The 25356-nt window shown below is 46.0% G+C and carries 24 protein-coding genes; 14 read left to right on the top strand and 10 right to left on the bottom strand.

Features of this window, described 5'->3' with window-relative positions; all coding sequences use genetic code 11:
- Window positions 1-102: 102 nt before the first annotated feature.
- From K0I73_RS01230 to K0I73_RS01240, 3 genes are all read right to left on the bottom strand, one after another.
- Window positions 103-2172 carry a S9 family peptidase gene (locus tag K0I73_RS01230; protein WP_220062755.1) on the bottom strand — a complete coding sequence of 690 codons (2070 nt, stop codon included), beginning with the start codon at window positions 2170-2172 and terminating at the stop codon, window positions 103-105.
- Between the two features lie 91 nt (window positions 2173-2263).
- A complete protein-coding gene (locus K0I73_RS01235) occupies window positions 2264-3139 on the bottom strand; it encodes a hypothetical protein (RefSeq protein WP_220062756.1) in 876 nt (291 codons plus the stop codon).
- A gap of 143 nt (window positions 3140-3282) precedes the next feature.
- Complete coding sequence (locus K0I73_RS01240) at window positions 3283-3681, bottom strand: nitrous oxide-stimulated promoter family protein (protein WP_434086692.1); 399 nt, start codon at window positions 3679-3681, stop codon at window positions 3283-3285.
- A gap of 320 nt (window positions 3682-4001) precedes the next feature.
- Here K0I73_RS01240 and K0I73_RS01245 point away from each other — a divergent pair, with 320 nt between their 5' ends.
- From K0I73_RS01245 to K0I73_RS01270, 6 genes are all read left to right on the top strand, one after another.
- Entirely contained in the window at window positions 4002-4745 is a 744-nt protein-coding gene (locus K0I73_RS01245; RefSeq protein ID WP_220062757.1) for a hypothetical protein, read from the top strand.
- A gap of 144 nt (window positions 4746-4889) precedes the next feature.
- Window positions 4890-5186, top strand: a complete 297-nt coding sequence (locus tag K0I73_RS01250) for a hypothetical protein (protein WP_220062758.1) — start codon at window positions 4890-4892, stop codon at window positions 5184-5186.
- A complete protein-coding gene (locus K0I73_RS01255) occupies window positions 5183-5464 on the top strand; it encodes a DUF3630 family protein (protein WP_220062759.1) in 282 nt (93 codons plus the stop codon). Before K0I73_RS01250 ends, K0I73_RS01255 begins: the two co-directional genes overlap by 4 nt.
- A complete protein-coding gene (locus tag K0I73_RS01260) occupies window positions 5464-6468 on the top strand; it encodes a serine/threonine protein kinase (RefSeq protein WP_220062760.1) in 1005 nt (334 codons plus the stop codon). Before K0I73_RS01255 ends, K0I73_RS01260 begins: the two co-directional genes overlap by 1 nt.
- Window positions 6469-6614: 146 nt before the next feature.
- Window positions 6615-7226: a thiol:disulfide interchange protein DsbA/DsbL gene (locus K0I73_RS01265; RefSeq protein WP_220062761.1), complete on the top strand. Its 612-nt coding sequence runs from the start codon at window positions 6615-6617 to the stop codon at window positions 7224-7226.
- A gap of 694 nt (window positions 7227-7920) precedes the next feature.
- Window positions 7921-8133, top strand: coding sequence for a DUF1107 domain-containing protein (locus tag K0I73_RS01270; protein ID WP_220062762.1), 213 nt, complete (start codon window positions 7921-7923; stop codon window positions 8131-8133).
- A gap of 24 nt (window positions 8134-8157) precedes the next feature.
- On the opposite strand, the gene K0I73_RS01275 is transcribed toward K0I73_RS01270, so the two are convergent.
- Window positions 8158-8364 (bottom strand): cell division protein ZapB, encoded by a 207-nt coding sequence (locus K0I73_RS01275; RefSeq protein ID WP_220062763.1) that lies wholly within the window; start codon window positions 8362-8364, stop codon window positions 8158-8160.
- Between the two features lie 162 nt (window positions 8365-8526).
- Between K0I73_RS01275 and K0I73_RS01280 the strand changes: the two genes are divergently transcribed.
- Window positions 8527-8814 (top strand): hypothetical protein, encoded by a 288-nt coding sequence (locus K0I73_RS01280; RefSeq protein ID WP_220062764.1) that lies wholly within the window; start codon window positions 8527-8529, stop codon window positions 8812-8814.
- 48 nt (window positions 8815-8862) lie between these two features.
- On the opposite strand, the gene K0I73_RS01285 is transcribed toward K0I73_RS01280, so the two are convergent.
- Entirely contained in the window at window positions 8863-9453 is a 591-nt protein-coding gene (locus K0I73_RS01285) for an outer membrane beta-barrel protein (protein WP_220062765.1), read from the bottom strand.
- A 173-nt stretch (window positions 9454-9626) separates the two neighbouring features.
- Here K0I73_RS01285 and K0I73_RS01290 point away from each other — a divergent pair, with 173 nt between their 5' ends.
- Both K0I73_RS01290 and K0I73_RS01295 read left to right on the top strand, forming a co-directional pair.
- Window positions 9627-10973, top strand: coding sequence for an esterase/lipase family protein (locus K0I73_RS01290; protein WP_350355287.1), 1347 nt, complete (start codon window positions 9627-9629; stop codon window positions 10971-10973).
- Between the two features lie 171 nt (window positions 10974-11144).
- The gene (locus tag K0I73_RS01295; protein ID WP_220062766.1) at window positions 11145-12236 is read left to right on the top strand and encodes a branched-chain amino acid aminotransferase; all 1092 of its coding nucleotides are present in this window, start codon (window positions 11145-11147) and stop codon (window positions 12234-12236) included.
- A gap of 384 nt (window positions 12237-12620) precedes the next feature.
- On the opposite strand, the gene yihG (K0I73_RS01300) is transcribed toward K0I73_RS01295, so the two are convergent.
- From yihG (K0I73_RS01300) to K0I73_RS01310, 3 genes are all read right to left on the bottom strand, one after another.
- Window positions 12621-13568 (bottom strand): 1-acylglycerol-3-phosphate O-acyltransferase, YihG family, encoded by a 948-nt coding sequence (gene yihG, locus K0I73_RS01300; protein ID WP_220062767.1) that lies wholly within the window; start codon window positions 13566-13568, stop codon window positions 12621-12623.
- Between the two features lie 27 nt (window positions 13569-13595).
- Window positions 13596-14480 (bottom strand): 1-acylglycerol-3-phosphate O-acyltransferase, YihG family, encoded by an 885-nt coding sequence (yihG, locus tag K0I73_RS01305; protein ID WP_220062768.1) that lies wholly within the window; start codon window positions 14478-14480, stop codon window positions 13596-13598.
- A 505-nt stretch (window positions 14481-14985) separates the two neighbouring features.
- On the bottom strand, window positions 14986-16509 hold the full coding sequence (locus K0I73_RS01310; RefSeq protein WP_220062769.1) for a YifB family Mg chelatase-like AAA ATPase: 1524 nt from the start codon (window positions 16507-16509) through the stop codon (window positions 14986-14988).
- A 378-nt stretch (window positions 16510-16887) separates the two neighbouring features.
- Between K0I73_RS01310 and paeA the strand changes: the two genes are divergently transcribed.
- Window positions 16888-18204, top strand: a complete 1317-nt coding sequence (paeA, locus tag K0I73_RS01315; protein ID WP_220062770.1) for a polyamine export protein PaeA — start codon at window positions 16888-16890, stop codon at window positions 18202-18204.
- A gap of 44 nt (window positions 18205-18248) precedes the next feature.
- Here the strand turns inward: paeA and K0I73_RS01320 are convergent, their stop codons facing one another.
- Together K0I73_RS01320 and ilvY are read right to left on the bottom strand one after the other, a co-directional pair.
- Window positions 18249-19058, bottom strand: a complete 810-nt coding sequence (locus K0I73_RS01320; protein WP_220062771.1) for a GGDEF domain-containing protein — start codon at window positions 19056-19058, stop codon at window positions 18249-18251.
- A gap of 181 nt (window positions 19059-19239) precedes the next feature.
- A complete protein-coding gene (gene ilvY, locus K0I73_RS01325) occupies window positions 19240-20124 on the bottom strand; it encodes an HTH-type transcriptional activator IlvY (RefSeq protein ID WP_220062772.1) in 885 nt (294 codons plus the stop codon).
- A gap of 179 nt (window positions 20125-20303) precedes the next feature.
- On the opposite strand from ilvY, the gene ilvC reads away from it, so the two are divergent.
- The 4 genes from ilvC to K0I73_RS01345 all read left to right on the top strand — a co-directional run bounded on the left by ilvC (window position 20304) and on the right by K0I73_RS01345 (window position 25208).
- Window positions 20304-21785 carry a ketol-acid reductoisomerase gene (gene ilvC / locus K0I73_RS01330; RefSeq protein WP_220062773.1) on the top strand — a complete coding sequence of 494 codons (1482 nt, stop codon included), beginning with the start codon at window positions 20304-20306 and terminating at the stop codon, window positions 21783-21785.
- A 516-nt stretch (window positions 21786-22301) separates the two neighbouring features.
- Entirely contained in the window at window positions 22302-23975 is a 1674-nt protein-coding gene (gene ilvG, locus K0I73_RS01335; RefSeq protein ID WP_220062774.1) for an acetolactate synthase 2 catalytic subunit, read from the top strand.
- A complete protein-coding gene (gene ilvM, locus K0I73_RS01340; protein ID WP_220062775.1) occupies window positions 23972-24253 on the top strand; it encodes an acetolactate synthase 2 small subunit in 282 nt (93 codons plus the stop codon). The genes ilvG and ilvM overlap by 4 nt, the downstream gene beginning before the upstream one ends.
- Before the next feature lie 31 nt (window positions 24254-24284).
- Complete coding sequence (locus K0I73_RS01345; protein WP_220062776.1) at window positions 24285-25208, top strand: branched-chain amino acid transaminase; 924 nt, start codon at window positions 24285-24287, stop codon at window positions 25206-25208.
- Window positions 25209-25356: the final 148 nt, after the last annotated feature.

The raw sequence follows: 25356 nt of genomic DNA on the forward strand, positions 1-25356 counted from the left end.
GGGTCTGTTTAGCATACGCTCAGATGGATAATAATTGAATGACACCTGATTAAAAAAGCACCTAAAAAGGTGCTTTTTCATAGTTTGTCAGTTTAGGTTAAGTTATTCAATTTCTTTGCCTAACACATAGTGTTCAAACCACTTTTGATCCCAGTCCATCTTGGCTTGTCTGTGCTGGTATTTGCTCAGACCATGGCCTTCACCCGGGTAGACCACTAGCTCGACCGGCACATTCAGGTAGTGCTTGAGGGCGCGGTAGAGGCCCTGAGCATGACCCAGGGGCACGCGCTGATCGTTCTCCCCTATGTGGATCAGGGTTGGTGTCTTGATCTTGTCGGCGTGGGTCAGCGACGAGCCATGGGTATAGGCCTCTGGCTTCTCCCAAGGGAGGCCTTGCATAAAGTTGATCACATGGCCTGGGGTATCTTCAAGCATCCATTGTAGGCGTTGATCAAATACGCCTGCGCCTGAACTTGCTGCTTTAAAGCGATTTGTGGTGCTGATCAATGCGTTGGTGAGATAACCACCGTTGCTCCAGCCCATGACCGCCATCTTGTCGCCATCGACAATGCCTTGCTCGATAAGGTGATCGACACCTGCCATGATGTCGGCTACTTCAATGTCGTGTTCTTTACCCACTAAGTCGGTAAGGAATTTGTCGCCATAACCGGTCGAACCGCGGTAGTTAGGCGATAGCAGTGCCCAGCCGTTTGCGGTAAAGGTTGATCGACCATAGGAGCGGTGCTGTAACGCATAAGGTGTCGCCGATGTGGGGCCACCGTGGATTTGTACAATTAATGGTAGTGGACCATCACCTTTTTTGTAGCCAGCAGGGAGATCCAGAATACCTTCAACTTGGCTACCATCAGGCGCTGTCCATTTGACTACAGATATTTGCGGTAAGATCCAGCTATCGACTTGCGGGTTAATATTGGTGATGCGCTTATATTTGGCTTTCTTGCTGGCAGCATCGGCGATAAACAGATCACTAAAATGATCTAAACCGTTATGGCTAAAGGCGAGCTTTTTACCGTCGTGGCTAAAGCTGTAGCTGCCGATCACTAGGTCGCCAGCAATGACTGTGCGTGTGTCACCCTGTTGCTTGCCATCTATTTCGCTGCAAAATAACTTTACCCGTCCATGATCTGAGCCGCGATAGCAGATCTCATTGCTGTTCGGGCGCCACTGGATATCGCCAGAGTTCAGTGTCATATCACCACTGCGGCTCACCTCAATGACCTTGGCTTTATCATTTGTTGGCGTTGCGACAAATAGTTTACCTGGATGGCCGTCAAAATCGATTCTAAAGGCTAACTGTTGATTATTTTCATTCCAGTCGAGCCCAAGTAGCCAGCCGTAAGGTGAAGGAGCGTTGTCACGCCAAGCAGTATCTTGCAATACCTTGTTAGTGGCGGTTTTAGTGTCGAAAACCTCGATGTCAGACCAACCTTCAAGATTCACTAGTTCGTTGTCTGTGGTGGTAATTCGGGCAATTTGGCTGGCATCGGCGTTGACATTAAACTCCCAGACCACTTTGTCATCATCTAGTAGCAAGCTCTGTTGGTAGTGGGCTAAATCGAGCTTGTATAGCGGGTTAGTGGTGACTTTTCCGTGACCATATTTCGGCGTGCTGTGGCTCGCGCGCATCCCCGCCCACAGATCTTTATCTGTCTTGGTCTTATTGCCGAGAAAATAGAGAGTGTTGCCATCGACGCCAAGTTGGAAAGCGTTAACACCCTCAACTTCTTTTGTTACTGGCACACTCTCGCCGCCTTGAATTGATAACCTAAATACTTGGGGCTTGCCGTTGTAGGGGGCTTTTTTATCTTCGTTGCTTTGTTTGCCTATGTAGTAAACGTATTGTCCTTCAGGGCTCCACTGTGGACTCGACTCACTCTCGTTGGTGAAGGTGAGACGTTCGGTTTTACGGGTTTTAGTATCGATAAGCCACAGATCTTTTTGTGCTTTATCGAGTTCTTTGTCCCAACGCGACTCTAACCAAACTGCGTGCTTACCATCAGGGCTGAGTTGGACATTGCTCATGTTAGCTATGTCGAAAAAATCACTATTGGTGATCTTGTGCGTACGTTCTGTTGCGATAGCTTGACCATTAAGGCCGATAAATCCAGCGGAGATCACCGCAAGCACGGTGAGTTTGTTTACCCTTCCCATCTTGATCCCTTCTGTTATCAATTATCATTATTCTTGAGCGCCCGAGTGGCTGCCAGATACCTTAACTCAAAATACTAGTCGCTGGAATTGGTTAGCGATTTTTCTCATCTAGCATAATCTGTTGCAGATAGTTGAGTTCTTCGGCATTGAGTAACTGTTGGCTGGCTTTTTTGGCGGAATTGTCGTTTATCTGATTGGATAAGCTTCCTCTAAGGTAAGCAGAGGTCGTGATCTGTTTGAGACCATATATCGCTAAGCTATATACGGTGAGTAACAAACACAGTCGGGTTATCGCTTGAGCAGTTACGGTCACCTGGTCACCAAAGTAGAAGGGCAAGATAACCAGCATTGTTCGCACTAGCCAATTAACTAACATGGCTAAAGTGAGAGCGAGCAGCCAGCGAAACTTAATATCTTTAAGGCTGTTTTGATGGGCTCTGCTGGATCGTGCTCTAAACTGTTTTAATAGCCTGATGATCAGATAAAAGTAGACCGCTGTTTGTAGACTCAGTAGCCCCGGGAGAATCGAGCCTAACAGAGTGACATGGCTGAGACCATTTTGAACGGGTGTACTAATATAGGAACGAAAATCATGGTTAAAGGCGAACGTCAGCCCTATCATTATGCTCAGAATCAGTGCTGGGGAGAAATGCCAAGATAACCTAATCTGTTGTTTTATATTATGTAAGCTGCGATAACAGTAAAGGTAAAGCAGTGGCATCATTAGAAAATAGACTGGGACAATTAAAATAAATAGTAATTGTAATGGCAGTGGCGAGTTGTGTTTGCTAATAAGGCCGGTAAAAAAATAGAGTGCAATTAAGCTAAATAGTGCCCCGAGTAATTTATGGCTACCGTTGCGGTCGTGGTAAAGATAGCGAATATAGATCCCCAACCCGATGCAATGTAGTCCACCGAGCAATGAAAGCCACCAATAACCTTCGAGTAAGAAATTGTTGTAAGTCATATCCATATTGCGCCATTGTCGATGCAAATTGCTCGATGACGCAAGTAGATTGTTTGATTAAGCAACAATAAGGAGTGTAAGGTTATGTGGTTGATAATCGTCTGTATAAGGTCGCGTTAGATTAGTGCCAAATTTCGTTAAAATCAGTCGTGCAGTTTCTCTTTAGCATTTCTGATGTGTCGATTAGAAGCAGCGGCGGGTGGCTTCCCCGGCACAGCGCCACGTTCGTTAAGTAGGTGTCGGATCGCCATTATAGGGTGGGGAAGCAACATGCGTGGTCCAGCGTAGATCATGATCTCTCGCGCTTTGGCTTTTAAATCGGGTTTGTAGCAATGTACTGGGCATTTATTACAGGTGGGTTTAGCCTGACCATAAGGGCAGCGATCGAGTTTGGTATGGGCGTAATCAAGAAAGGCATGGCAATCGGGGCAGTTTGCAACATCACCTTTTGCGTCACAATGAGCCTTACAGTAGATATGTACCATAGCTGCGATCGTCTTAAATTCTCGTAGCAATTTTCCACTCAGGATCTCTTCGTTCATGATATATCCGACCTCGTTACTGGGTTATAGCTAGATTAGCGCTGGGCGAAGATGAATACAAAAGCCATGTATGAATTTATGAAGGTGCGCACAAAATAGAGGTTTTAAACAAGCAGATTGACCAGAGTTCTGGATGATCCTAGAGGTTAATTTAGGGTTAGATCCGCTAATTTGGACACTGTTTTTGATACCCGAGTGAAAAAGAGGTATAAATAATTGATTTATAGCAAGAGAATCGATTACTAATATCGGTTACTATCTATACATATTTATAAAATGTAATTAGCCTTAACGGCGCGGTCAACTAACGGTGGATGATAATGAAATATATAGCCATTATTTTACTTGTAGCTGTCGGAGTGTACTTATATAAACGAGCACAGCGACTAGCACAAGAGGAGCAGCAGGAAGCGCAACAACCTGTTGAGAAGATCGTGTCGAGCGAGGAGGTTACGCCTTCGACTCCCGTTGGCGACGATGTCGCTAAGCCAAAAGATGAAGCGTTAGAGTTTGAGTCGGCTGCCGCAGTTGAAGTTGTCAGCGAAGAAGTTAAAGCTGCTGCAGAGCCAGAGCCAGAGCCAGAGCCAGAGCCAGAGCCAGAGCCAGAGCCAGAGCCAGAGCCAGAGCCAGAGCCAGAGCCAGAGCCAGAGCCAGAGCCAGCATATAAGATGGTGGCAGTAACTGATGAGTCTTGGGCTAATGAGAAACTGGCTAAAGCGTTAGCCGAATACCGCACAGCTCCGAGTGTCGAAGACAAACATCTTGCCCTGCTGCAAGCCGTGGCTGAGTGTTATAAACAACGTAAGCAAGAAAAGTATCGTGACTATGGTGCGGCATTATCGCCTTATTATCAGTCGTTGTTCGCAGCACTACCTACACCAAGTGGTGAGAAAGGTGTTGGCTTTATGCAATTGGCGACCTTGCTTAACGATAGCGGTGACTTTGATGGTGCCCTAGAGGTTTGTCAGGCAGCTATAAGCTATGGCTTAACCGATGGCACAGTGACCGGGTTTGAGGGGCGCATAACCCGCATCGAAAAGGCCAAGACAAAAGCGCAGAAGTAATCTACTGCAACGCGGACTCAAGCCGTGTAAAATGCAATAAAATTGACGTTAAAGGCGAACATGGTTTCGCCTTTTTTATGCCAGAAGCATTTATCTCTGTAGGTGTGTGGTACCGATGCCGTTATAGCCATAATTGGAGGTTTTATGAATGTTCGCTTGCTCTTGTTGTTAAGCGCTATGTTATTGGGAGCGACAGCTTGTACTCAGGTTCCTCAATGGACACTATTTTATGTTTCCGATCAAGATAAGATGCCTGAGGGAGCGCTAGCCCCGCATATCGCAGGTTATTATGAACAACTGGAACAATGTTTAGCGAAAGGGGCGGGTATGGTGAAGCTCAGCCAATCTGGCAAAGGCAGTTATCAGTGTGGCTATGAGTGCAAAGATGATCAAGCTGGTGATGTGCAATGCGCTCGATTTGAGCGAGTCCCCGCATTATGAAGTGGGCCTTAGACAGAGACTCTAAAAGCTTATCGATTAGCGACGATATCTCATTCGACCAATTTGAGCGCTTTGCCGAACCTTTAGCGCAAGCATTAGATTGTCGTGTGATAGAACGTCATTGGGGCGCTGATCGCCATCAATGGTTATTGGAGTTCGAAGGCACTCTATTACAGCTTCACTATGAGTTTTATGGCGATATCTGTTGGTTGTCTGTTGAGCGTGACGATGACTTTGAAGTATTAGAATATTTAGCAACATTATTGGAGTTGCCTTGATGAGTGATGTTCAAACGAGCGCAAGTTTTCATTATCAAGCGTTAACCCCAGATCTCATTCTCGATGCGATTGAGTCAGTGGGTATTTATCCTGAAACGGGTTTACTTGCGCTCAACAGTTATGAAAATAGGGTGTACCAGTTTCGTAGCGATAACAATGAGCGCTTTGTTGTAAAGTTTTACCGTCCTCAGCGCTGGAGTAATGAGCAAATTGGTGAGGAGCATCAGTTCTCTGCAGAGCTAGCGGAGCAGGAGATCCCTATCGCTACTCCAGTGATCATTAATGGTAAGTCATTGCAGGAATATCAAGGTTATCGTTTCGCACTGTTTCCTTCTATGGGAGGCAGAGCGTTTGAAGTTGACAACTTAGATCAACTCGAAGAGGTCGGTCGTTTTATTGGGCGCATGCATCAATATGGCAAGGCAAAATCATTTAGTTATCGCGAGCGCTTGTCGCCTGAACTGCTAGGTGATGAGTCACTGGCATGGTTAAAGGCTTCTGGTCATGTGCCTCCTAGCCTTGAAACGGCCTATTTTACGATTGTTGAGCAGGTGCTCGATAAAGCTAAGTTATTGTGGGCCGAGGTCGATGCGAAAGAGATCCGGTTACATGGCGATCTTCATCCGAGCAATATTCTCTGGACACCTGATGGGCCCGGTTTTGTCGATCTCGATGATGCGAAAATGGGTCCTGCAGTACAAGATATCTGGATGATGCTCGCCGGTGATCGCCAACAGCAAACCTTGCAATTAGAGGTGTTACTTGAGGCTTATGAGGAGTTTTGTGATTTTGATAAGCGTGAGTTAAAACTTATCGAGCCACTTAGGGCGATGCGAATGCTGCATTACAACGCCTGGCTTAGCCGTCGATGGGAGGATCCAGCTTTTCCTATGAACTTCCCTTGGTATGCAGAAGAGAAGTATTGGGAGCAACAGATCTTAGCATTTAAAGAGCAATTAGCGATGCTGGATGAGCCTCCATTAAGCTTACTGCCAAATTACTAAAATGTGTTTACTTAACCTGAACTCGGGTTGCTTGAACTTTTTGTAACTAAAAAATGAACTTATGTGCTTGAGATAGACTCGAATGCACATTATGTTATGGTCCAAATTCGTATTGTGATGGTGTTATAGCACCAAAAGGAATGATTATGAAAAAAGCGTTACTGGTTGCACTGGCATTACTTATCGCGCCAATGGCGGCATTGGCTGTGGATTACAAAGAGGGCGTTCATTACACAGTCGTCAATGATGGCCCAGCCACCGCGAAGCCTGAAATTGCCGAATTTTTCTCTTTTTATTGCCCTCATTGCTACAACTTCGCTAAGAACCAAGTGCCTCAGATAAAAGCTAACTTACCAGAAGGTGTGGTGTTCAAACAAAATCATGTTGAGTTTATTGGCCGTGAGATGGGACCAGAGATGTCACGAGCATTCGCTGTTGCGCATCAACTCAATGTAGACGAAAAGATCGAAAAAGCCTTGTTTACAGCAATCCACGATCAGAAGCAGCGTTTTGTAAGCCGTGACGATATTCGTCAGGTATTTATTGCTAATGGTATTGATGGCAAAGATTTCGATGCCGCAGCAAACTCGTTTATGGTGAGTGCTCAGATGGCGCAGATGAAGCGTGCCACTGAAAATGCTAAGTTGTCAGGTGTCCCAGCATTAGTGGTTAATGGCAAGTATCGTGTCGAAACGGGTGCGATTAAATCTTACGATGAGCTACTTGATATCGCTTACTACCTTACAACCTTGAAGTAAGCCCTCTCCGTTGGAATTGATATAAGAAGGAGCCTAAGGCTCCTTTTTTGTTTTCAGTCTTAAACCATCTACTTCAGAAGATGGTTATCATCAATCAAGTTTGACCTGAAATAGAACATATCCAAGTTGGGCTCAGCGTTACCGTTAAGCTTTGCTAGAAGTGCTTTGCAAGCTTCTAAACCAAGGATGGTTTTAGCAGAGTCTATAGGGATGTTGATGGCAGCTTGCTAAAGCAAGATAGGAAAGCTCCCTTCTAGGGCGTTATATCAAAGCCACCTTATTCAGAAGGTGGCTTTTTTACTAAGTCATATCCGCTATTAGGTTGGTGAGGCCCCATGTTGTGGCATATTTTCTTGAGCTGTGGAATTGAAACTTTGCTATTTATAGGCAAGAAGTTACAGACAAAAAAAACCGCATTTCCGGTCGCTATGGAAATACGGCTATTGAGCTATATAGCTCTATTTACCCTGAGTAACTTAGTCAATCTACCAGTGTGTCAAAATTTTGGCAAGCGCCAATTTTATGTTTTACGCTAGCTATTAGTCTGATAGACAATACAAATTTTTAAGTCTACGGCAATCGGGGGCAATTTTTTACAAAAAAATGGTCAGGGAGGTGAAACTATCGTGGTAAAAAGTTTGTCCAACTTAAGAATAATAAGAAATAACGCACTGCCGTTTGCTTGGAGGTCTCAATGAGGGTTTTTCCTGTTTACGCACCGAAACTTATCGTAAAACATGCACGTATCTTTGTATCTGGAGTGATTTGGGTAAAAGATTTAGGTCGATTAGAGTTCGACAATGGCAGGTTTTTGTTGCCGCGTCAGAGTTTGCCCCAAGTAAAACAGGCTATCACTGAATTAAACCAACTGATTCAGAATCAGCATAACGAAGCGAAGACGGCTTAAGTCTTCGCTTGTTTGTGAGCGAATTTACTCGCTCACTTCATCATTTAGCAAGCCAACAAGTCCGGTGACCTTCTCGTTCCACGAGTTTAGGTCTTGGCTTAGTTGTTGGTTCTTTTCGGCTAAGCTGCTATTTTTTTGTTTCTCTTCTTCAAGCTCCATTTTTAGTAGCTCAATTGTTTCGAGTGCAGCTTGGATTTTTGTCTCCAGCTTGGACAGTAGTTCAAGGCTCATCGGGAGTCCTAATAGTTTCTGGATGGGTCTATGATTCTATCAGCGCCTAGGTCTCAGTGAATAGCTAATTTATCACAATCGAGTGAAAAATAGACGATAAACGGATTAAACATCGTTTATTTTGTGCCAGCATGACAGTAACTGGTTTTTTTGTGGGTTCTCATGAGTTTTCAGCCTTTTGTGCAGTCGGATAGAGCCGATCAGCGATTACGCGTCGGTGAACTCAGCCTGACCATTAACGGGCAAAGTATGACGGCCCTATTTGACCGCCAACTGCCGGGCAATGAGGGACTCTCCTTACATCTTGCCTTGCTAGGGAATGGCATGGAGACCCAGGTTGGTCGAGGGGAGAATCGTGGTAAACATCTGCTGGAAGATTTCCTGGTCTTGAGCCATAGCCGCTACTTAGCTATAGACGGCAAAGCACTTGGCTGGAGAATGAGGCAATAGATGAATAATAAGAAAGCCCCTTGCGGGGCTTTCTTGTAAAGACGTGGCTTAGAAGCGGTAGTCTACAGACAGATAAACCTGCTGGCTGTCATCAAACGAGAATGATGCCTTGTCACCTGCTTCTGAGGTGAGGGTCTTGTCATAGTCTTGCTTCAGGTAACGGTAGCCGATCTCAGTGCTCAGGCTGTCGTTGATCTTGTACATGAAACCGGTTTGACCACCCCATACGAAGTTGTTTTTTGATTTCAGCATATCGACATCTGGACTCGTGTGGTTAACACCCGCGGTTGCACCGATGAACCAGTTGACCTTGTTGTTCGCATCCAGGCCGACCAGGTAATCATAAGACATCAGGAAGCTCTGTTGCTTACCGAAGTCGTCTGAGTTGTAAGAGTAAGTACCGTATACACGGTTGTTGTCGTTCAGGTAGGCACCACCGCGTAGCTCATAGATCATGTCGCTATCTGAATCTTTGAATGTGCCCTCGCTGAAACCAGGGTCGACCGCTTCGGTGATCTCTGCCTTGTAGTTGTTCTCTTGTGAACCTATACCGCCACCGATGAACCAATCTGCGGCCATAGTTGGCGCTGACAATGCTGCTGTGATTACTGCGGCTACTGCTAATGTCTTCTTCGTCATAATATGCTCTCTTAAAAGGTGGTGTTGTTTTCGTTGAGGGCATAGTAAGTTAGCCTTGCTGAACCAAAACTGAATGAGATCTGCAAGTTAGATTGTAGGTGTCTTGTCCATAGATGTGACGCCAGTGGTACGCAAGGTTCCCCGATGAGCGTCGAGACAAATGAAGGAGTGAGATGATGAAACTGGTGTTTGTGCATGGATGGAGTGTCACCAGTACCCAGACCTATGGCGAGCTGCCCCAGGCGCTGCTTAAGCTGGCCCCTGAGGCGCTAGATCTGGATATTCAACATATCTATCTGGGGCGATATATCAGCTTTAACGATTCGGTGACGCTGGAAGATCTCAGTATTGCCTTCGAGTCGGCACGCCTCGCCGAGCTGGGGGATGAGCCCTTCTCTGTGATAACGCACTCCACCGGCGGTCCACTGATTCGCCACTGGTTGTGCCGCTATTACCAAGAGGCAGCAACCACGCCGCTACAACACCTGATCATGCTGGCACCCGCCAATCATGGCTCGGCATTGGCGCAGTTGGGGAAGTCCAGGGTTAGTAGACTCAAAGCCTGGTTCGATGGTGTCGAGCCGGGTCAGCGAGTATTGGATTGGTTGGAGCTGGGCAGCGACGGTCAGCATCAACTCAACCTGAGTTGGCAGCAAAAGGATTGGCTTAGCAGTGACGTCTATCCCTTCGTGCTCACTGGAGAAACCATAGACGGTGCGCTATACGACTATATGAACAGTTACACCGGCGAGGCGGGCTCTGATGGCGTGGTGAGGGTGTGCGCCGCCAACATGAACTTTGTCTATGCCCGGCTGGTGCAACAAGTTGGCGTACTCTGCGACAGCTTCGATGGCGAGTGCGCCGAGACCCTGGTGTTAACGGAGCTCGCCCAGGCCGTTGAGCCTTGTGTGTTAGGGATTGTGCCTAGGGCGAGTCACAGTAATCGCAAGATGGGGATCATGAACTCGGTTACCCGAAGAAATGCTGCTAACAAGCCTGTGGTCGCCGATATTCTCGATTGTCTGAGGGTAAAAGATCGCCAGGGGTACCGTAAGCTGAGAGAAGAGATAGCGCTTAAGTCCGAGGCGAGTCGTAAACAGCCCCGTTACTGCATGCTGGTGGTGCGTGTGTTCGATAACCTGGGCCATGCCGTCACCGATTTTGATTGCTATCTCTTGGCGGGCGATGAGTACCATGCCTCGCGGTTGCCCCACGCCATGGTGCTGGATAAGCAGCGTAACAGCGTCAACGGTAACGTGATCATCTTCTATTTGGATGCCAACAAGCTTTCCAGGATAAAGGCGGGTAAGCTGGGACTTAAGCTGATCCCAAGGCCCGCAGAGGGTTTTTGCCATTACAAGAGCGCCGAGTTTCACTGTGAGCCCGAGCAGTTAACCCAGCTGTTTGGCGCCGATCAGACCCTGATGCTCGATGTGCAGCTTGAGCGCTATATTGCCCCTAATACCTTCAGCTTTGCCAAGATTGGCGAGCCGGAGAGTTTTAAGGATATCGAGCCCTAGTGCTTGCGAGAAAGACTCTAGCGGCGGGTCACTTCTCTGTTTGATTCCACTTTTGCTGTTTAAAAATCTGTACTGCATAGAGGATGAAGAATTTCGTGCCAGACCGCTAATGGCTTGACTTTATAGCGGTGCATCCATAGTCTGCTTATTCAGTAATCAAGGTGGTATGCAATGCACATAAACTATAATTTAAAACCTGCGTCTGAGCGCCGTACTGAGCAGTTTCAGCCTGAAGCCAATGTTGGATTCGGTAATTTAAGAACTGATCATATGTTTTTGATGGATTATCGCGATGGGGAGTGGCGTGATCCGAGAGTTGTCCCATATGGACCTTTTGAGGTCGCCCCTGGTGCAATAGCACTGCACTATGGGCAGTCGGTGTTTGAAGGTGCTAAAGCCTTTATGCATGACGATGGTGAAATCTATACCTTTCGTTTAGACAAAAATGCCGAGCGCCTAAACCGTAGCGCGGACATTCTTTGTATTCCAGCGCTACCAGAAATGATGCAGCTTGCGGGCATTAATGCCTTAATTGATGTAGATCGTTTATGGTTTCCGATGCAAGAGGGTGCCTGTCTGTATATTCGTCCCTTTATTTTTGCGACTGAAGACAGACTCTCTGTTAGCCCAAGCCAGCAATATACTTTCTGTGTGATGCTCAGCCCAAGTGGTGCCTATTACGCCGATGGTTTTGACAAGGCGATTCGTCTACTGATCACCGAGCGTTTTCACCGTGCGGTGTCCGGTGGCACTGGCGCATCAAAAGCGGCTGGCAATTATGCCGCCTCTTTGAAAGCCGGTAAGGCTGCCGCTGAATATGGTGCTGCGCAAGTACTGTATCTCGATGCCAATAACAAGCAAATTGAAGAAGTCGGCGCGATGAACCACTTCCATGTGCTGAAAGATGGCACCATTATTATTCCGAAATTTACCGATACCATTTTAAAGTCAATCACCTCACAATCTATTTTGGATTTGGGTGAACAGTTGGGGTGTGAAATACGTCAAGAGACGGTGATGCTCGATAAGTTTATTCGTGATATCGAATCGGGTGAGATTATTGAAGCGGGTGGGTTTGGCACTGCTGCCGTTGTCTCTCCAGTGGGCTCTTATATTTTTGAAGATAACCGCATCGTGACGGTTGGCAATGGTGAAGTCGGTGAGCATACTCGCCGTATTTACCAAGTGTTAACCGATATTCAAAAGGGTAAGCGTCAAGGGCCTCAAGGTTGGAGCCAACACGTAGCACGTGTTGCCCCCTAGCTTCATTGGTTTAGACCGCTGCTAAATAAAAAGCGCCAATCAGGCGCTTTTTATATTTCTAAGAATCTAATTTGGTAATAGGGTTACGTTAACAAGAACCGATTGCATAGTGGTGTTTTCAGACGTTGGCCTAAACTTTTGCACACTTTTTGACACGATTTAACCTAAATAGCGCTTGTGAGAGTTTTGTTTTGAATCGAACGGCTTTCTCGGGGGAAACCTTACACCTCAAGTCCCTATTTGGCTGGAAATGAGAATCAACCTTTCTGCATGATCTTTAGCAAATGCAAAGCGTGGGTATTTTTCATGGCTATGTTTATCGAAATTGTTGATCAACAAATAGAGAAAACAGAGTCAAGCAAACATGACTCTGTTAAGTGAGGATTAAGTGCCTTCAGAGGCTGATGCGACTGGCTCGCTTACGAGTTGAGCAGAATTATATTTGAGTAGAATTTGATGGATCTGCTCATCTTTTTGTTGCCACACCCCATTGAGCCAGCGTTGGAATTGGGCTCTGCACTCAGCATCGTTAAAATAGCGAGTATTATCGACTTCAGGAACGGGTAAGGTTTCAATGCGGATCACGATATGTTTAACCTTGCCGTGCATCACTTCTGCTAGCGTATCGTTTTTTGAGTCAGGGTAGACTAATGTCACGTTGAGCAAATTTGTAAACTGCTCACCCATTGCGGAGATGGTAAAGGCGATTCCCCCGGCTTTGGGGCGGAGTAGATAGCGATATGGAGAGCGCTGACGCATATGCTTCTCTTTGGTAAAACGACTGCCTTCAACATAGTTGATGATGGAGGTAGGAATGGTTTTAAATTTCTCACAAGAGCGACGAGTCGTCTCTAAATCTTTGCCTTTTAATTTGGGGTTCTTCCTTAACTGCTTAGCGCTGGTTCGATTCATGAAAGGCATATCGAGGGCCCAGCAACCTAAACCTAAAAACGGCACAAAAATCAGCTCTTTCTTTAAGAAAAACTTAAGCATAGGGATATTGTTGCGCAGCACATAGGTTAATGCCGCAATATCAAAGCCGCTTAGATGATTGCTGATAAGTAAGTACCAACCATCTTTCTTGAGTCCTTCAAGTCCCTCAATATCCCATTCTATTTTGGCTAGCAGATGGAGAATACCGCCATTGCAGCATGCCCAGCCCCACATAAAGCGATTCATTATTAGGGTTAGTACATTTCTAAACGCTGAAATGGGTACCAGCAATTTTACTAGGCCACCGATAAAGATTAGGCTGCTCCAAAGCGCGGTATTGATGATCAATAGCAGCGTGCTAAGGACGAATAAAATAGAACCTGGTAAAAAATTTAACATCTTTGTGAAACACCTTTTGAATACAAATTATTGCTTAGCCAGTTTTTCAAGCGTGAGATCTTTTCGTTTCCAAATTTGGTTGAGCTCATTTTGGAAGCCAATTTTAAACTCTCTGTCATTCATATAATCACCACGTAAAGTTGGTGGTATTTCGGATACTTTGATATCGACTCTGATCTGCTTCACTTTGCCTGAAATATAATCCCAGTAGCTTGGCGTCTGCTCTGGGTAGTAGATCGAAACATCAACCAATTTATGAATTTGTCCATCCATGGCCGATAGGGCAAATGCCATCCCGCCCGCCTTAGGTTTGAGCAGATGTTTAAATTCAGAGTTTTGCTTGCGGTGCTTTTCTGGACGAAACCGAGTGCCTTCAACAAAGTTCATCACACTCACGGGTTTAGATTTAAACTTGGCACAGGCTTTACGAGTGATCTCGATATCTTTGCCCCTAAGTTTGGGGTTTTTACGCAGTTGAGCGCTGCTGTACCGGCGCATAAATGGAAAATCTAAAGCCCACCAAGCGAGTCCGAGTACAGGAACATAAATCAACTCTTGTTTTAGGAAGAATTTTAAGAATGGGATCTTATAATTAAATACCCGTTGTAATACTGGAATATCAACCCAAGACTGATGGTTTGCAATAACCATATACCACTCTTTGGTCGATAGCTCGGAATTACCTTCGACGATGATTTCTACTGGATGGAATAGGCGCTCTATAAAGGTATTCACACTAATCCATGCTGTTGCACAGTGATCGAGTAGATAACTACAAACAGTACGTAAGAGATCGATGGGAATTAGTTTTATGATACTTACCAATAAGATAGGTATTACCCAGAAGACAGTATTGACGACATAGCAACTAAAAGCCAAGCAGCCTCTTATTAGTGATAAAACCGAGCCCATTTAATTCCCCATTAAAAATTCGGAGACCTATGTTACTCGCCCTAGCGCTTGAGCTCAATGATCACGTGTTAAACCATAAAAAATTCGACGATATTCTAGCCGTTGCTCGCCCTAGCGCTTGAGCTCGATGATCACGTGTTCACCTCGTTGCCGATATCGTTAAAAACCATAAAAATTCGACGATATCCTAGCCGTTGCTCGCCCTAGCGCTTGAGCTTGATGATCACGTGTTCGCCTCGTTGCCGATATTGCTAAAAACCAGGAAAAATATGCCAATAGACTAGCTATTACTCGCCTGCTGATTTGATGCTGAAGACCCTGAACCCTGAACCCTGAACCCTGAACCCTGAACCCTGAACCCTGAACCCTGAACCCTGAACCCTGAACCCTGAACCCTGAACCCTGAACCCTGAACCCTGAACCCTGAACCCTGAACCCTGAACCCTGAACCCTGAACCCTGAACCCTGAACCCTGAACCCTGAACCCTGAACCCCGAACCCCGAATTAATAACTACTCTTTAGGCTGTTTAAGAGTCTGTCCATCGCCCTGTAACCAAGTGCTTGAGCTATGTGGCTGCGGTCGACATCTGTTGATTGTGCTAAGTCTGCAATGGTGCGGGCGACCCGTTGTAAGCGATGGTAGCTCCTTACCGATAGACCGAGTTTATTTACGCTTTGCTCCAGAAATTCAAGATCAGTGTGAGTAAAGCCAGACGTCTCTGCCAGTTGTTTTCCTGTTAATTCGGCGTTGAGAACGCCTGCGCGATTGAGCTGTTTCTCTCTAGCTAGCCTTACTCGCTCTGCAATGGTTGCACTGGTTTCGGTTGTCTGTTGTTTCTGCGTGAGAGTGCCCTCGGGAAGTCTAGGGACATCTATAGTGAGATCAAACCTATCGATAAACGGGCCCGATAGCCGTGAAAGGTAGCGCTGGATCTGATCGGGCGTCGCTCGAGCATTAGCTGTATCGCCGCAAGGGCTAGGATTCATTGCTGCAATAAGCTGAAATCGACTGGCAAAGGTGAGTTTTGCAGCTGCGCGCGAGATAACCACTTCACCTGTCTCCATGGGTTCACGTAAGCAATCTAGCACTTTGCGAGGGAACTCGGCTACTTCATCTAAAAAGAGCACGCCTCTATGAGCTAATGAGATCTCTCCTGGCTTTGGATGGCTCCCTCCGCCAACCAGAGAGATCGATGAGCTAGTGTGGTGCGGGCTGCGAAATGGTCGATGATAAAACTGGGAAACAGGAATTGTTCGGCCTGCGACAGAGTGTATTGCGGCGACCTCTAAGGCTTCGTCGTAGCTAAGTGGTGGTAAGAGTTGCATTATCCGACTAGCGAGCATGGTTTTTCCTGTGCCAGGAGGGCCAAGGAAAAGTAGATTGTGATTGCCTGCCGCCGCTATCTCTAGAGCTCGCTTGGCTTGATATTGACCGATAACATCACTAAGACATTTTTGGCTGCTCTCGGCTTCTGGTTTAAGCCATTCAAGCCCTTCTGTGATGCGGGGGAGTTGTTGCTGACCATGTAGATACTCGCTTAACCCAAGTAGATGACTGGCGAAGTAGGTTTGATGGTAGCCGACTAAGTCCGCGTCGCTGCGATTGTCTAGCGGGATCACCAATGTCTTAGATTGTTTGCGGGCATCGACAATGACGGGTAGCAGTCCCGGACAGAAGCGAATATGGCCTGATAGCGCGAGTTCACCTACAAACTCGTGATTTTTTAGGGCTGTATCTGGTATCTGTTTCGAAGCCGCTAAAATTCCAATAGCGATGGGAAGATCATATCTTCCTCCCTGTTTGGGAAGATCTGCTGGCGCGAGGTTGACTGTAATACGTCTTTGGGGAAATTCGAATCCTGCATTTATAAGAGCACTACGCACTCGCTCCTTGGCTTCTTTGACTGAGGTTTCTGGTAAACCCACAAGACTAAACGCGGGCAGGCCATTACTCAGGTGGACTTCCACTGTGACTTCGGGGGCTTCAACGCCAAGACTCGCTCTGGTGGTTACGCAGGCAATAGCCATAAACAAATCCTTTTGTTTTTATTGTTTTGCCAAATAATAGCGGTGTGATTTCTGATATTTAAAGTGTAGCAGTTAAACATTAGCTTGTTATTGTTAACTATATTTCACCAGTGAACCTAGCTATTTATATTGCCTATTGGCTATTTTCTGATATATAGACGCCATTATCTGTCTGCTATCACACATTAAGATATGGGCGTTGTTAGCATTAAATCGTGTTAGTGACGTAATCCACATCACGTCTTATTGGTGTCAGAGTCGATATAATCTGTTGCTCACCCCCTATATCGTTATGTGCTGCTTTCAACTTATTGGATGCTAGCGCTAGTGGGGAGAGCTAGGTCGCTGTTGGCCTGTCGTTGTAAAGTTAGGTGTAAAATGAGTTTCTTTGATAATGCGATGATCATCCTGTTGTTAATCGGCACTAGTTGCTTTTTTTCCATGTCTGAAATTGCCTTGGCCGCGGCGCGAAAAATTCGCCTGCGATTAATGGTGGAAGAGGGAGATGAAAGAGCAGAGAAAGTGCTTGGCTTGCAGTCGCACCCTGGTAATTTTTTCACTGTCGTGCAGATAGGCTTAAATGCGGTCGCCATTATGGGCGGTATCGTTGGTGAATCCGCCTTTACTCCCTATGTTAAAGCGGCGCTTGTTCATTGGGTGAGTGAGCCTTGGTTAAGTCAAGTTAGCTTTATCGCTTCATTTTCCATTGTCACTAGTTTGTTCATTTTGATTGCCGACTTGATGCCCAAGCGCGTTGCAATGGCAATGCCTGAGCGTATTGCGGTGACCTTAGTTGGACCTATGTTGATCTGCATTCAAGTTTTACGACCTTTAGTTTGGTTCTTCAATGGTTTAGCTAGCATTGTTTTTCGAATTCTACAGATCCAAACGATTCGTAATGATCAAATAACCTCTGATGACATCTATGCCGTAATGGCCGCAGGGACCGAGGCGGGTGTGTTAGATAAGGGAGAGCAACAGATGATGGAAAACGTGTTTGAGATGCAAACGGTTCCTGTTACTTCCGCGATGACGGCCCGTGAAAGTTTAGTCTACTTCCTGCTGCAAGATAGCGAGGAGGATATCAAGCGGAAAATTACCAATGATCCGCATACTAAGTTTCTGGTTTGTGACGGCCAACTCGATATCATTAAAGGTGTCGTTGATGCCAAGGAATTGTTAATTCGAGTGATTAACGGTCAAAGTATTAGTTTGAAGGGGAGCTCTCTGGTTCGTCCGAGTCTGATTATTCCTGATAGCTTAAGCCTATCGGAGACCATGGAATATTTTAAAAATAATCGCTCGGATTTTGCGGTGGTGATGAATGAATATGCCTTGGTTGTTGGTATTGTGACGACCAATGATCTGCAGAGTGCGGTAATGGGAGCTTGGTCGCTACATGAAAGTGAAGAGCAGATTATCGCCAGAGATAAAAACTCTTGGCTCGTTGATGGTGTTACCCCGATAACCGATGTGATGCGGGCTTTCGCTATTGAGCAATTTCCCCAAAGTCAAAATTATGAAACCATTGCGGGTTTTATGATGCATATGCTTCGAAAAATTCCCAAGCGTACCGACTTTGTCAATTATGCAGGGTATAAGTTTGAGGTGGTCGATATCGATGCTTATAAGGTCGACCAACTTATGGTGACTCGATTGGAAGCTATTTCTGAAGTTATCGCTGCACCAGAATAGCACTACTATTTTGATGGTCTAGGCTAAGTCTGCTTAAGCTAAGTTTAGGTTGAATATGCTTGGCTTGAAATAACTTCATAGTCACTATTTTTCTGCTTACTTTGGTACATGGCAATATCGGCATTCTTCATTAATGTTTCTCTATTTACCCCATCGTGGGGAAATTGAGCTATGCCGATACTGATGCCTACAGCGAGCGAGTGGCCCTCACAATGAATATCCTCAATAACGGTATTGCGGATTTGTTTTGATAGTGTAATCGCGTGTTCTAGGTTGGCAGAAGGGAGTACTATGGCAAACTCATCGCCACCCAATCTAGATGCTAAAGATGGTGGAGAGACTAGTCTATTGATTCTACTGGCAATGATTCTCAATACTTTATCTCCAGTGTCGTGGCCAAGGTTGTCGTTAATCATCTTAAAATCATCGAGATCCATCATAATAAAACTGAAAGGTTTTGAGAGATTTTTACAATGTTGTTCTAATTGTTCATATAGCAGATGGCGATTTGCCAGTTCTGTGAGTGGATCGTGATTAGCTTGGTAATGCTTCTCTTCAAGTATTTCATGTAATTGTAAGATGGTTTCTTGGCTCATTTTGACAATTATCCAGACAAACATGCCGCCTCCACAGAAGATGGCTGATACGACCATCTCTAATGTTTCGGTGGCTATGCCTAATAGTATCCAAATAAACCCAATATACCCGACGATAAATACCCCTATCATAGACATCAGCAAACGCCAGCCCTGAGCTTGTTGAGGGTGAAGATGGCAGAGGTGATAGCTGGGAATTAATGATGCAAGGAGTCCTATCAAGCCAATTAATACGATAAATATGGCGATTGCTGTCATAGTGCTAGGTTCCACCTTTTTATTTTGATATTAAGTATAGGTGGAGCGGAACGGATATGCTTTCTTTGCCAAATTTGACATCACTGTTAAAAGTTTTGCTCAGGATTAAGGTGTCACTCCAATTTAATACCCAGAGTTCTACCTCTAAAATAGCTAATTTATTGTCTCGGGTTCAGGTGAGTTAACTTGCTTGATTTAGCTCTTGCAGAAATGCAGCGATAACAGGTTCATCTTCACGACTCTTTTTACTGCAACATCCGAGCTCGAATGGTGGAATGGCCACAGGCGAAGATAATTGTTGAATTCTGTCTTTTACTGGGCTGTTCTGGATCACGATCTCAGGGGTAATACTCACGCCGCATCCTAGTGCCACCATAGAGGCAATGGCCTCTTGACCAGATACTTGAGCATAAACATTGGCATTGAGTCCAAGCTGTTTAAACCAGTTATCGATACGACGTCGTCCTGGGCCGTGTTCTGGGATGATAAATGGCAGTCTGTCCCAAGGGATGTAGGATTCGGTAAGTAATTGTTGCACCGCGCATTTAAAGGTTGGTGCGATGATCACTAATGGGACATTATCTATTTTGATAAAGCTGAGCGCATCGGGTAAATGTTCCGGTTTAGCGGCGATACTAATGTCGGCACGATTTTGGCGCACCATCTCTACTGCATTCGCGGCATCGCCAGTGATGAGTGCTATTTCCACTAAGGGATGTTCATTTCTAAATCTATCGAGCAGCCCTGGTAGATGACTGTAAGCGGCGGTGACCGAGCAATAGAGATTAAGCCGCCCACGTAACAGATCTTGTTTCGGATCTAGCCGATGCCGGAGTTTACTCCAGTTATCTAAGGTCTGTTCGGCAAAGTGACGATACTCAATGCCAGCACTTGTCATTGTAACGCTGCGGTTATCCCGTTCAAACAGTTTGGCTCCCACTTCCTCTTCTAATCGTTGCATGGTTCGACTTAGCGTCGATGGACTAACATGCATCTGTTGTGCGGTTCTTGCAAAATGTAGACTGTTAGATAGGTGAAGGTAGAGCTTTATTGTACGAATATCCATGCAGTTACCTTAGTCGATTTGCTTAAATCTAAACCTGTTTATTGCGTTAAATGCAACATCATGTTTCGAATATATCATTTTAAGCAATGATTGCCATAGGCTATAGTGATTTCAATCACAGCTTGGCCACGTCTGGTTAAGCCAGTTTTTTACGTTTTCATTCAAAGGTGGAACATCTGATGGCTAATTACTTTAACTCTCTGAATTTGCGTCAACAATTAGAACAGCTAGGTCAGTGTCGTTTTATGGATCGCAGTGAATTTAGCCAAGGCTGTGACTACATCAAAGGTTGGAACATCGTTATTTTGGGTTGTGGCGCCCAAGGCCTCAACCAAGGTTTGAACATGCGTGATTCTGGCTTAAACATCTCATTTGCTCTGCGCCCACAAGCCATTGCAGAGAAGCGCGCTTCATATCAAAAGGCGACCGGAAATGGTTTCCGTGTAGGTACTTTCGAAGAGTTGATTCCTGATGCAGATTTAGTGCTTAACCTTACTCCCGATAAACAACATACCGACGCAGTAAATAGCGTAATGCCTTTGATGAAACAGGGCGCTGTTCTTTCATATTCTCACGGTTTCAATATCGTCGAAGAGGGAATGCAAGTTCGCCCAGATATCACGGTGATCATGGTGGCACCTAAGTGCCCAGGTACTGAGGTTCGTGAAGAGTATAAGCGTGGTTTTGGTGTGCCGACGCTGATCGCCGTTCACCCTGAAAACGATCCTAAGGGTGATGGTTTTGAAGTGGCAAAAGCTTACGCAAGTGCAACAGGTGGCGATAGAGCTGGCGTGCTGCACTCATCATTTATCGCCGAAGTAAAATCTGATCTAATGGGCGAGCAGACTATTTTGTGTGGCATGCTGCAAACGGGTGCAATTTTAGGTTATGAGAAGATGGTTGCCGACGGTATTGAGCCGGGTTATGCGGCTAAACTGATCCAACAAGGCTGGGAAACGACTACCGAAGCGCTTAAGCACGGTGGTATTACCCATATGATGGATCGTCTTTCAAACCCAGCCAAGATCAAAGCATTTGAGATGGCCGAAGAGCTTAAAGGTATCCTTGCGCCGTTATTTGAAAAACATATGGATGACATCATTAGCGGTGAGTTTTCTAAGACCATGATGGCAGATTGGGCCAATGATGATGCAAACCTGCTTAAGTGGCGTAACGAGACCAATGAAACGGGTTTTGAGAATGCACCTCAGTGCGATGAAGCTATAGATGAACAAGCCTATTTTGACAAAGGTATCTTCTTAGTTGCCATGATTAAAGCGGGCGTTGAGCTGGCGTTCGATACTATGGTGTCATCGGGTATCGTTGAAGAGTCGGCTTACTACGAGTCACTACATGAAACACCGCTGATTGCTAACACCATTGCACGTAAGCGTCTTTACGAGATGAACATAGTTATCTCTGATACCGCTGAATATGGTTGTTACCTATTTAACCACGCCGCAGTGCCTTTGCTTCGTGACTATGTGAATCAGATGTCATCTGAGTATTTAGGTGGTGGACTTAAGGATAGTGGCAATGGTGTTGATAACCTGCGTTTAATCGAGGTAAACGATGCGATTCGTCATACTGCGGTTGAATATATCGGTGCCGAACTTCGCGGTTATATGACCGAAATGAAACGCATCGTTGAAGAATCTTAGTCATTTCAATATCAATTGGTTAAGTCCAGCTTAATTCGGTGGGCTTAACCCAATAAATACCAAGCTATGTTTGGTCGTGGATGACTGCACATAGCGAATAATTTGGTCAAATGAGTAGAAAGCTATCTCGATAGGGTCGCTTTGAGTTGTCGTTCGACAGAGGCGATTAACAGTTTTGACAGACAGTAGCAGGTTTTTGTTGTGTTATTCACGGGCTTTGTGGTATTGATTAAAAGGTCTACTGAATTTTAATATTGTAGACACCGAATTTAAGCAAACACACTGATTAGGAATTTTCAATACACCATGTTTAATCAAGCTGCCCTACTCATTATTGAGATTATTACCGTCGTGATTATTAGATCACAGCGGGGGCATCGCATGGCGCATCGAACAACCTAATTAGGTAAAGATTGCAACAGAAACCCCCGCTCCGAAAGGACCGGGGGTTTTTTGTTATTAGCGATTCAAATCGCTTGCTTAACCCCGAAAAACTTGAGATGTAGGATATAGCGAATGGAACAAGGGCAGCAGATCAGAGGCGCAGACGCCGTTATCAAAGTACTTGCCGCGCATGGCGTAACCACAGTATTTGGTTATCCTGGCGGCGCAATTATGCCCATCTATGACGCTCTGTACGGCGCGCCAGTTGAACATCTCTTGAGTCGTCATGAACAAGGCGCCGCATTTGCTGCTGTAGGCTATGCCAGAGCGAGTGGTAAAACAGGGGTTTGTTTTGCAACATCGGGCCCTGGTGCGACCAATCTTGTGACTGCGCTGGCCGATGCCTTGCTTGATTCGGTTCCCTTGGTCGCTATTACTGGTCAAGTGTCTACCGCCGTGATCGGCACCGATGCCTTTCAGGAGATTGATGTACTCGGTATGTCGCTGTCGTGTACCAAACATAGCTTTATGGTGACCGACATCGATGAGCTTGTACCGACCCTGTATCGCGCTTTCGAGATCGCTGCATCAGGTCGTCCAGGGCCTGTTTTGGTCGATATTCCAAAAGATATTCAAATAGCCATGCTCGATTATAAAACACCGCTATTAGGTTTGATGACTGAGCCACAGGCTGATTCGAGTCAGCTTGAAGCGGCCAGAGTGCTGCTCTCGAAATCGAGCAAGCCTATGCTTTATGTTGGTGGCGGCGTTGGAATGGCGGGAGCGGTTGAGCAGCTTAGAGACTTTATTGATGAGACAGGTATTCCTTCGGTAGCCACTCTCAAAGGGCTTGGCTCTATTGCCCATGACTGCGAAGGCTACTTGGGTATGCTGGGGATGCACGGCGGCAAAGCGGCGAATATCGCAGTACAGGAATGTGATCTGCTGGTTGTAGTTGGCGCGCGTTTCGATGACCGCGTGACGGGGCGTTTAGCCTCATTTGCCGAACATGCAAAAGTATTACATCTGGATATTGATGTCGCCGAGTTAGGTAAGCTACGTCGCCCAGACGTCGCCATTGCTGGGGATCTACGCCAAATCTTACCCGCTATCGCCCAACCAATGGCCATTGCGCCTTGGTTGGCAGAAGTTGCCAATTTAAAGGCGCAACATCAATGGAATTATGACAGGCCTGGGGAGCTTATTTTTGCGCCCAAAATGCTCAATAGTTTGGCAAACAAGCTACCCGAAGACAGTGTGATAGCCTGTGATGTGGGTCAGCACCAGATGTGGGTTGCGCAGCATATGTGGTTTAGGCGGCCTGAAGATCATCTATCGAGCGCAGGTCTTGGCACCATGGGCTTTGGTTTACCTGCGGCGATTGGCGCTAAAGTCGCGCGCCCCGATGCCTGTGTGGTTGCCGTGTCGGGTGACGGCTCCTTTATGATGAATGTGCAGGAGCTCACCACAGTTAAACGTCGTCAAATTCCGTTAAAGATTCTGCTTATCGACAACCAAAAGCTGGGAATGGTCAAGCAGTGGCAGCAGCTGTTTTTTGAAGAGCGTTTTAGTGAAACTGATCTGTCCGATAACCCTGATTTTGTCACTATGGCGTCGGCGTTTGGTATTCCCGGACGCACCATTACTCAAAGCGTTGAGGTCGATGCAGCACTCGATGAAATGCTTAACACTCAAGGGCCGTTTCTGCTGCATGTCAGAATCGATGAAGCCCACAACGTATGGCCACTGGTTCCTCCAGGGGCATCTAACCGCGATATGATGGATGAGATGGAGAAACAGACATGATCTATAACCTAGCCTTAACCTTAGCTCAGCAACCCGAGGTACTAGAGCGTGTGCTACGTGTGACTCGTCATCGCGGTTTTAAAATCACTACATTAGATATGAAGTTGGCCGATAATGGTACCACTCTGGTCGATATGGTGGTGGAGAGTGAGCGAGCGCTAGAGCTACTCAGTCATCAGCTGAGTAAACTTATTGATGTCACAGAGTGCAAAGTCTTATCGGCAGAGCAATTATCGACAAAACTGTCTACTACATTATTACAACCCGCTAGCGCCTAAAACGCTTAAGCCCTATAAGTGAGAAAATATTATGGCCGCAAAAACTGCAGAACTGATTTGGTTTAATGGTGAGATAATGCCGTGGGGCGATGCTAAGGTGCATGTTATGTCTCATGCACTGCATTATGGAACCTCGGTATTTGAGGGGATTCGAGTTTATGCGACTCACCTTGGCCCCGCAGGTTTTCGTCTAACCGAGCATGTGCAGCGACTGTATGATTCGGCAAAAATATACCGCATGCCAATTCCGTATAGCTTTGATCAAACGATGCAGGCGTGTCGTGATATTGTCGTTGCCAACAAATTAGATGGCGCCTATATCCGCCCGCTAGCGTTTTATGGCGATGTCGGTATGGGGATCACCCCGCCTAAAGATGCCAAATGCGAGCTATTAGTGGCAGCGTTTCCTTGGGGGGCCTATTTAGGTGAAGACAGCATGGAACGCGGCGTCGATGTGGCGGTGACATCGTGGAATCGTCTGGCGCCGAATACCATTCCGACAGGGGCGAAAGCTGGTGGTAACTATCTGTCATCTTTACAAATTTCAACCGAAGCTAAACGAAATGGCTTTGATGAAGGTATTGCTCTCGATGTTAATGGTCTCGTTAGCGAAGCCGCGGGTGCTAACCTATTCGTCATTAAAAAGAATAAGCTGTACACCCCACCTGCGACGGCTGCTATCTTAATGGGGATCACCCGCGACACCATCATAACCTTGGCGCGTGATAAGGGTTATGAGGTGGTGGAAGAGCCTATGTCGCGCGAGTTTTTATACTTAGCCGATGAGATGTTTATGACGGGCACTGCGGCAGAAATTGTGCCAGTACGTAGTGTGGATCGTATCGAGGTAGGTGCAGGCATGCGTGGCCCTATCACCAAAGAGATCCAAGCGAGTTTCTTTGGTCTGTTTAATGGTGAAACAGAAGACAAGTGGGGCTGGTTAGAGCCGATTTAGGATTGGTCTAGGCTCATCCCTTGTTGGTATTAAAGATTAGATGATTTAAACCGAGTTTAGATTAGTGACAAGCCCGATAACGCTTCGGCGTTGTCGCAGGGCAAACATTCAAAGCTAGGCGAACCGATATCGCCTAACGATAAAAAGG

It is taken from the genome of Shewanella mesophila (assembly GCF_019457515.1).
GTDB lineage: Bacteria > Pseudomonadota > Gammaproteobacteria > Enterobacterales > Shewanellaceae > Shewanella > Shewanella mesophila.

Coding starts and splice junctions, on each gene's coding strand:
- K0I73_RS01245 (WP_220062757.1), top strand. CDS start 4,002: ATGAAATATATAGCCATTATTTTACTTGTAGCTGTCGGAGTGTACTTA.
- ilvY (WP_220062772.1), bottom strand. CDS start 20,124: ATGGATATTCGTACAATAAAGCTCTACCTTCACCTATCTAACAGTCTA.
- K0I73_RS01275 (WP_220062763.1), bottom strand. CDS start 8,364: ATGAGCCTTGAACTACTGTCCAAGCTGGAGACAAAAATCCAAGCTGCA.
- K0I73_RS01295 (WP_220062766.1), top strand. CDS start 11,145: ATGCACATAAACTATAATTTAAAACCTGCGTCTGAGCGCCGTACTGAG.
- K0I73_RS01265 (WP_220062761.1), top strand. CDS start 6,615: ATGAAAAAAGCGTTACTGGTTGCACTGGCATTACTTATCGCGCCAATG.
- yihG (WP_220062767.1), bottom strand. CDS start 13,568: ATGTTAAATTTTTTACCAGGTTCTATTTTATTCGTCCTTAGCACGCTG.
- K0I73_RS01345 (WP_220062776.1), top strand. CDS start 24,285: ATGGCCGCAAAAACTGCAGAACTGATTTGGTTTAATGGTGAGATAATG.
- K0I73_RS01255 (WP_220062759.1), top strand. CDS start 5,183: ATGAAGTGGGCCTTAGACAGAGACTCTAAAAGCTTATCGATTAGCGAC.
- K0I73_RS01230 (WP_220062755.1), bottom strand. CDS start 2,172: ATGGGAAGGGTAAACAAACTCACCGTGCTTGCGGTGATCTCCGCTGGA.
- K0I73_RS01270 (WP_220062762.1), top strand. CDS start 7,921: ATGAGGGTTTTTCCTGTTTACGCACCGAAACTTATCGTAAAACATGCA.
- ilvG (WP_220062774.1), top strand. CDS start 22,302: ATGGAACAAGGGCAGCAGATCAGAGGCGCAGACGCCGTTATCAAAGTA.
- K0I73_RS01320 (WP_220062771.1), bottom strand. CDS start 19,058: ATGACAGCAATCGCCATATTTATCGTATTAATTGGCTTGATAGGACTC.
- K0I73_RS01280 (WP_220062764.1), top strand. CDS start 8,527: ATGAGTTTTCAGCCTTTTGTGCAGTCGGATAGAGCCGATCAGCGATTA.
- K0I73_RS01250 (WP_220062758.1), top strand. CDS start 4,890: ATGAATGTTCGCTTGCTCTTGTTGTTAAGCGCTATGTTATTGGGAGCG.
- K0I73_RS01235 (WP_220062756.1), bottom strand. CDS start 3,139: ATGACTTACAACAATTTCTTACTCGAAGGTTATTGGTGGCTTTCATTG.
- ilvC (WP_220062773.1), top strand. CDS start 20,304: ATGGCTAATTACTTTAACTCTCTGAATTTGCGTCAACAATTAGAACAG.
- K0I73_RS01285 (WP_220062765.1), bottom strand. CDS start 9,453: ATGACGAAGAAGACATTAGCAGTAGCCGCAGTAATCACAGCAGCATTG.
- yihG (WP_220062768.1), bottom strand. CDS start 14,480: ATGGGCTCGGTTTTATCACTAATAAGAGGCTGCTTGGCTTTTAGTTGC.
- K0I73_RS01260 (WP_220062760.1), top strand. CDS start 5,464: ATGAGTGATGTTCAAACGAGCGCAAGTTTTCATTATCAAGCGTTAACC.
- K0I73_RS01290 (WP_350355287.1), top strand. CDS start 9,627: ATGATGAAACTGGTGTTTGTGCATGGATGGAGTGTCACCAGTACCCAG.
- paeA (WP_220062770.1), top strand. CDS start 16,888: ATGAGTTTCTTTGATAATGCGATGATCATCCTGTTGTTAATCGGCACT.
- K0I73_RS01310 (WP_220062769.1), bottom strand. CDS start 16,509: ATGGCTATTGCCTGCGTAACCACCAGAGCGAGTCTTGGCGTTGAAGCC.
- K0I73_RS01240 (WP_434086692.1), bottom strand. CDS start 3,681: ATGAACGAAGAGATCCTGAGTGGAAAATTGCTACGAGAATTTAAGACG.
- ilvM (WP_220062775.1), top strand. CDS start 23,972: ATGATCTATAACCTAGCCTTAACCTTAGCTCAGCAACCCGAGGTACTA.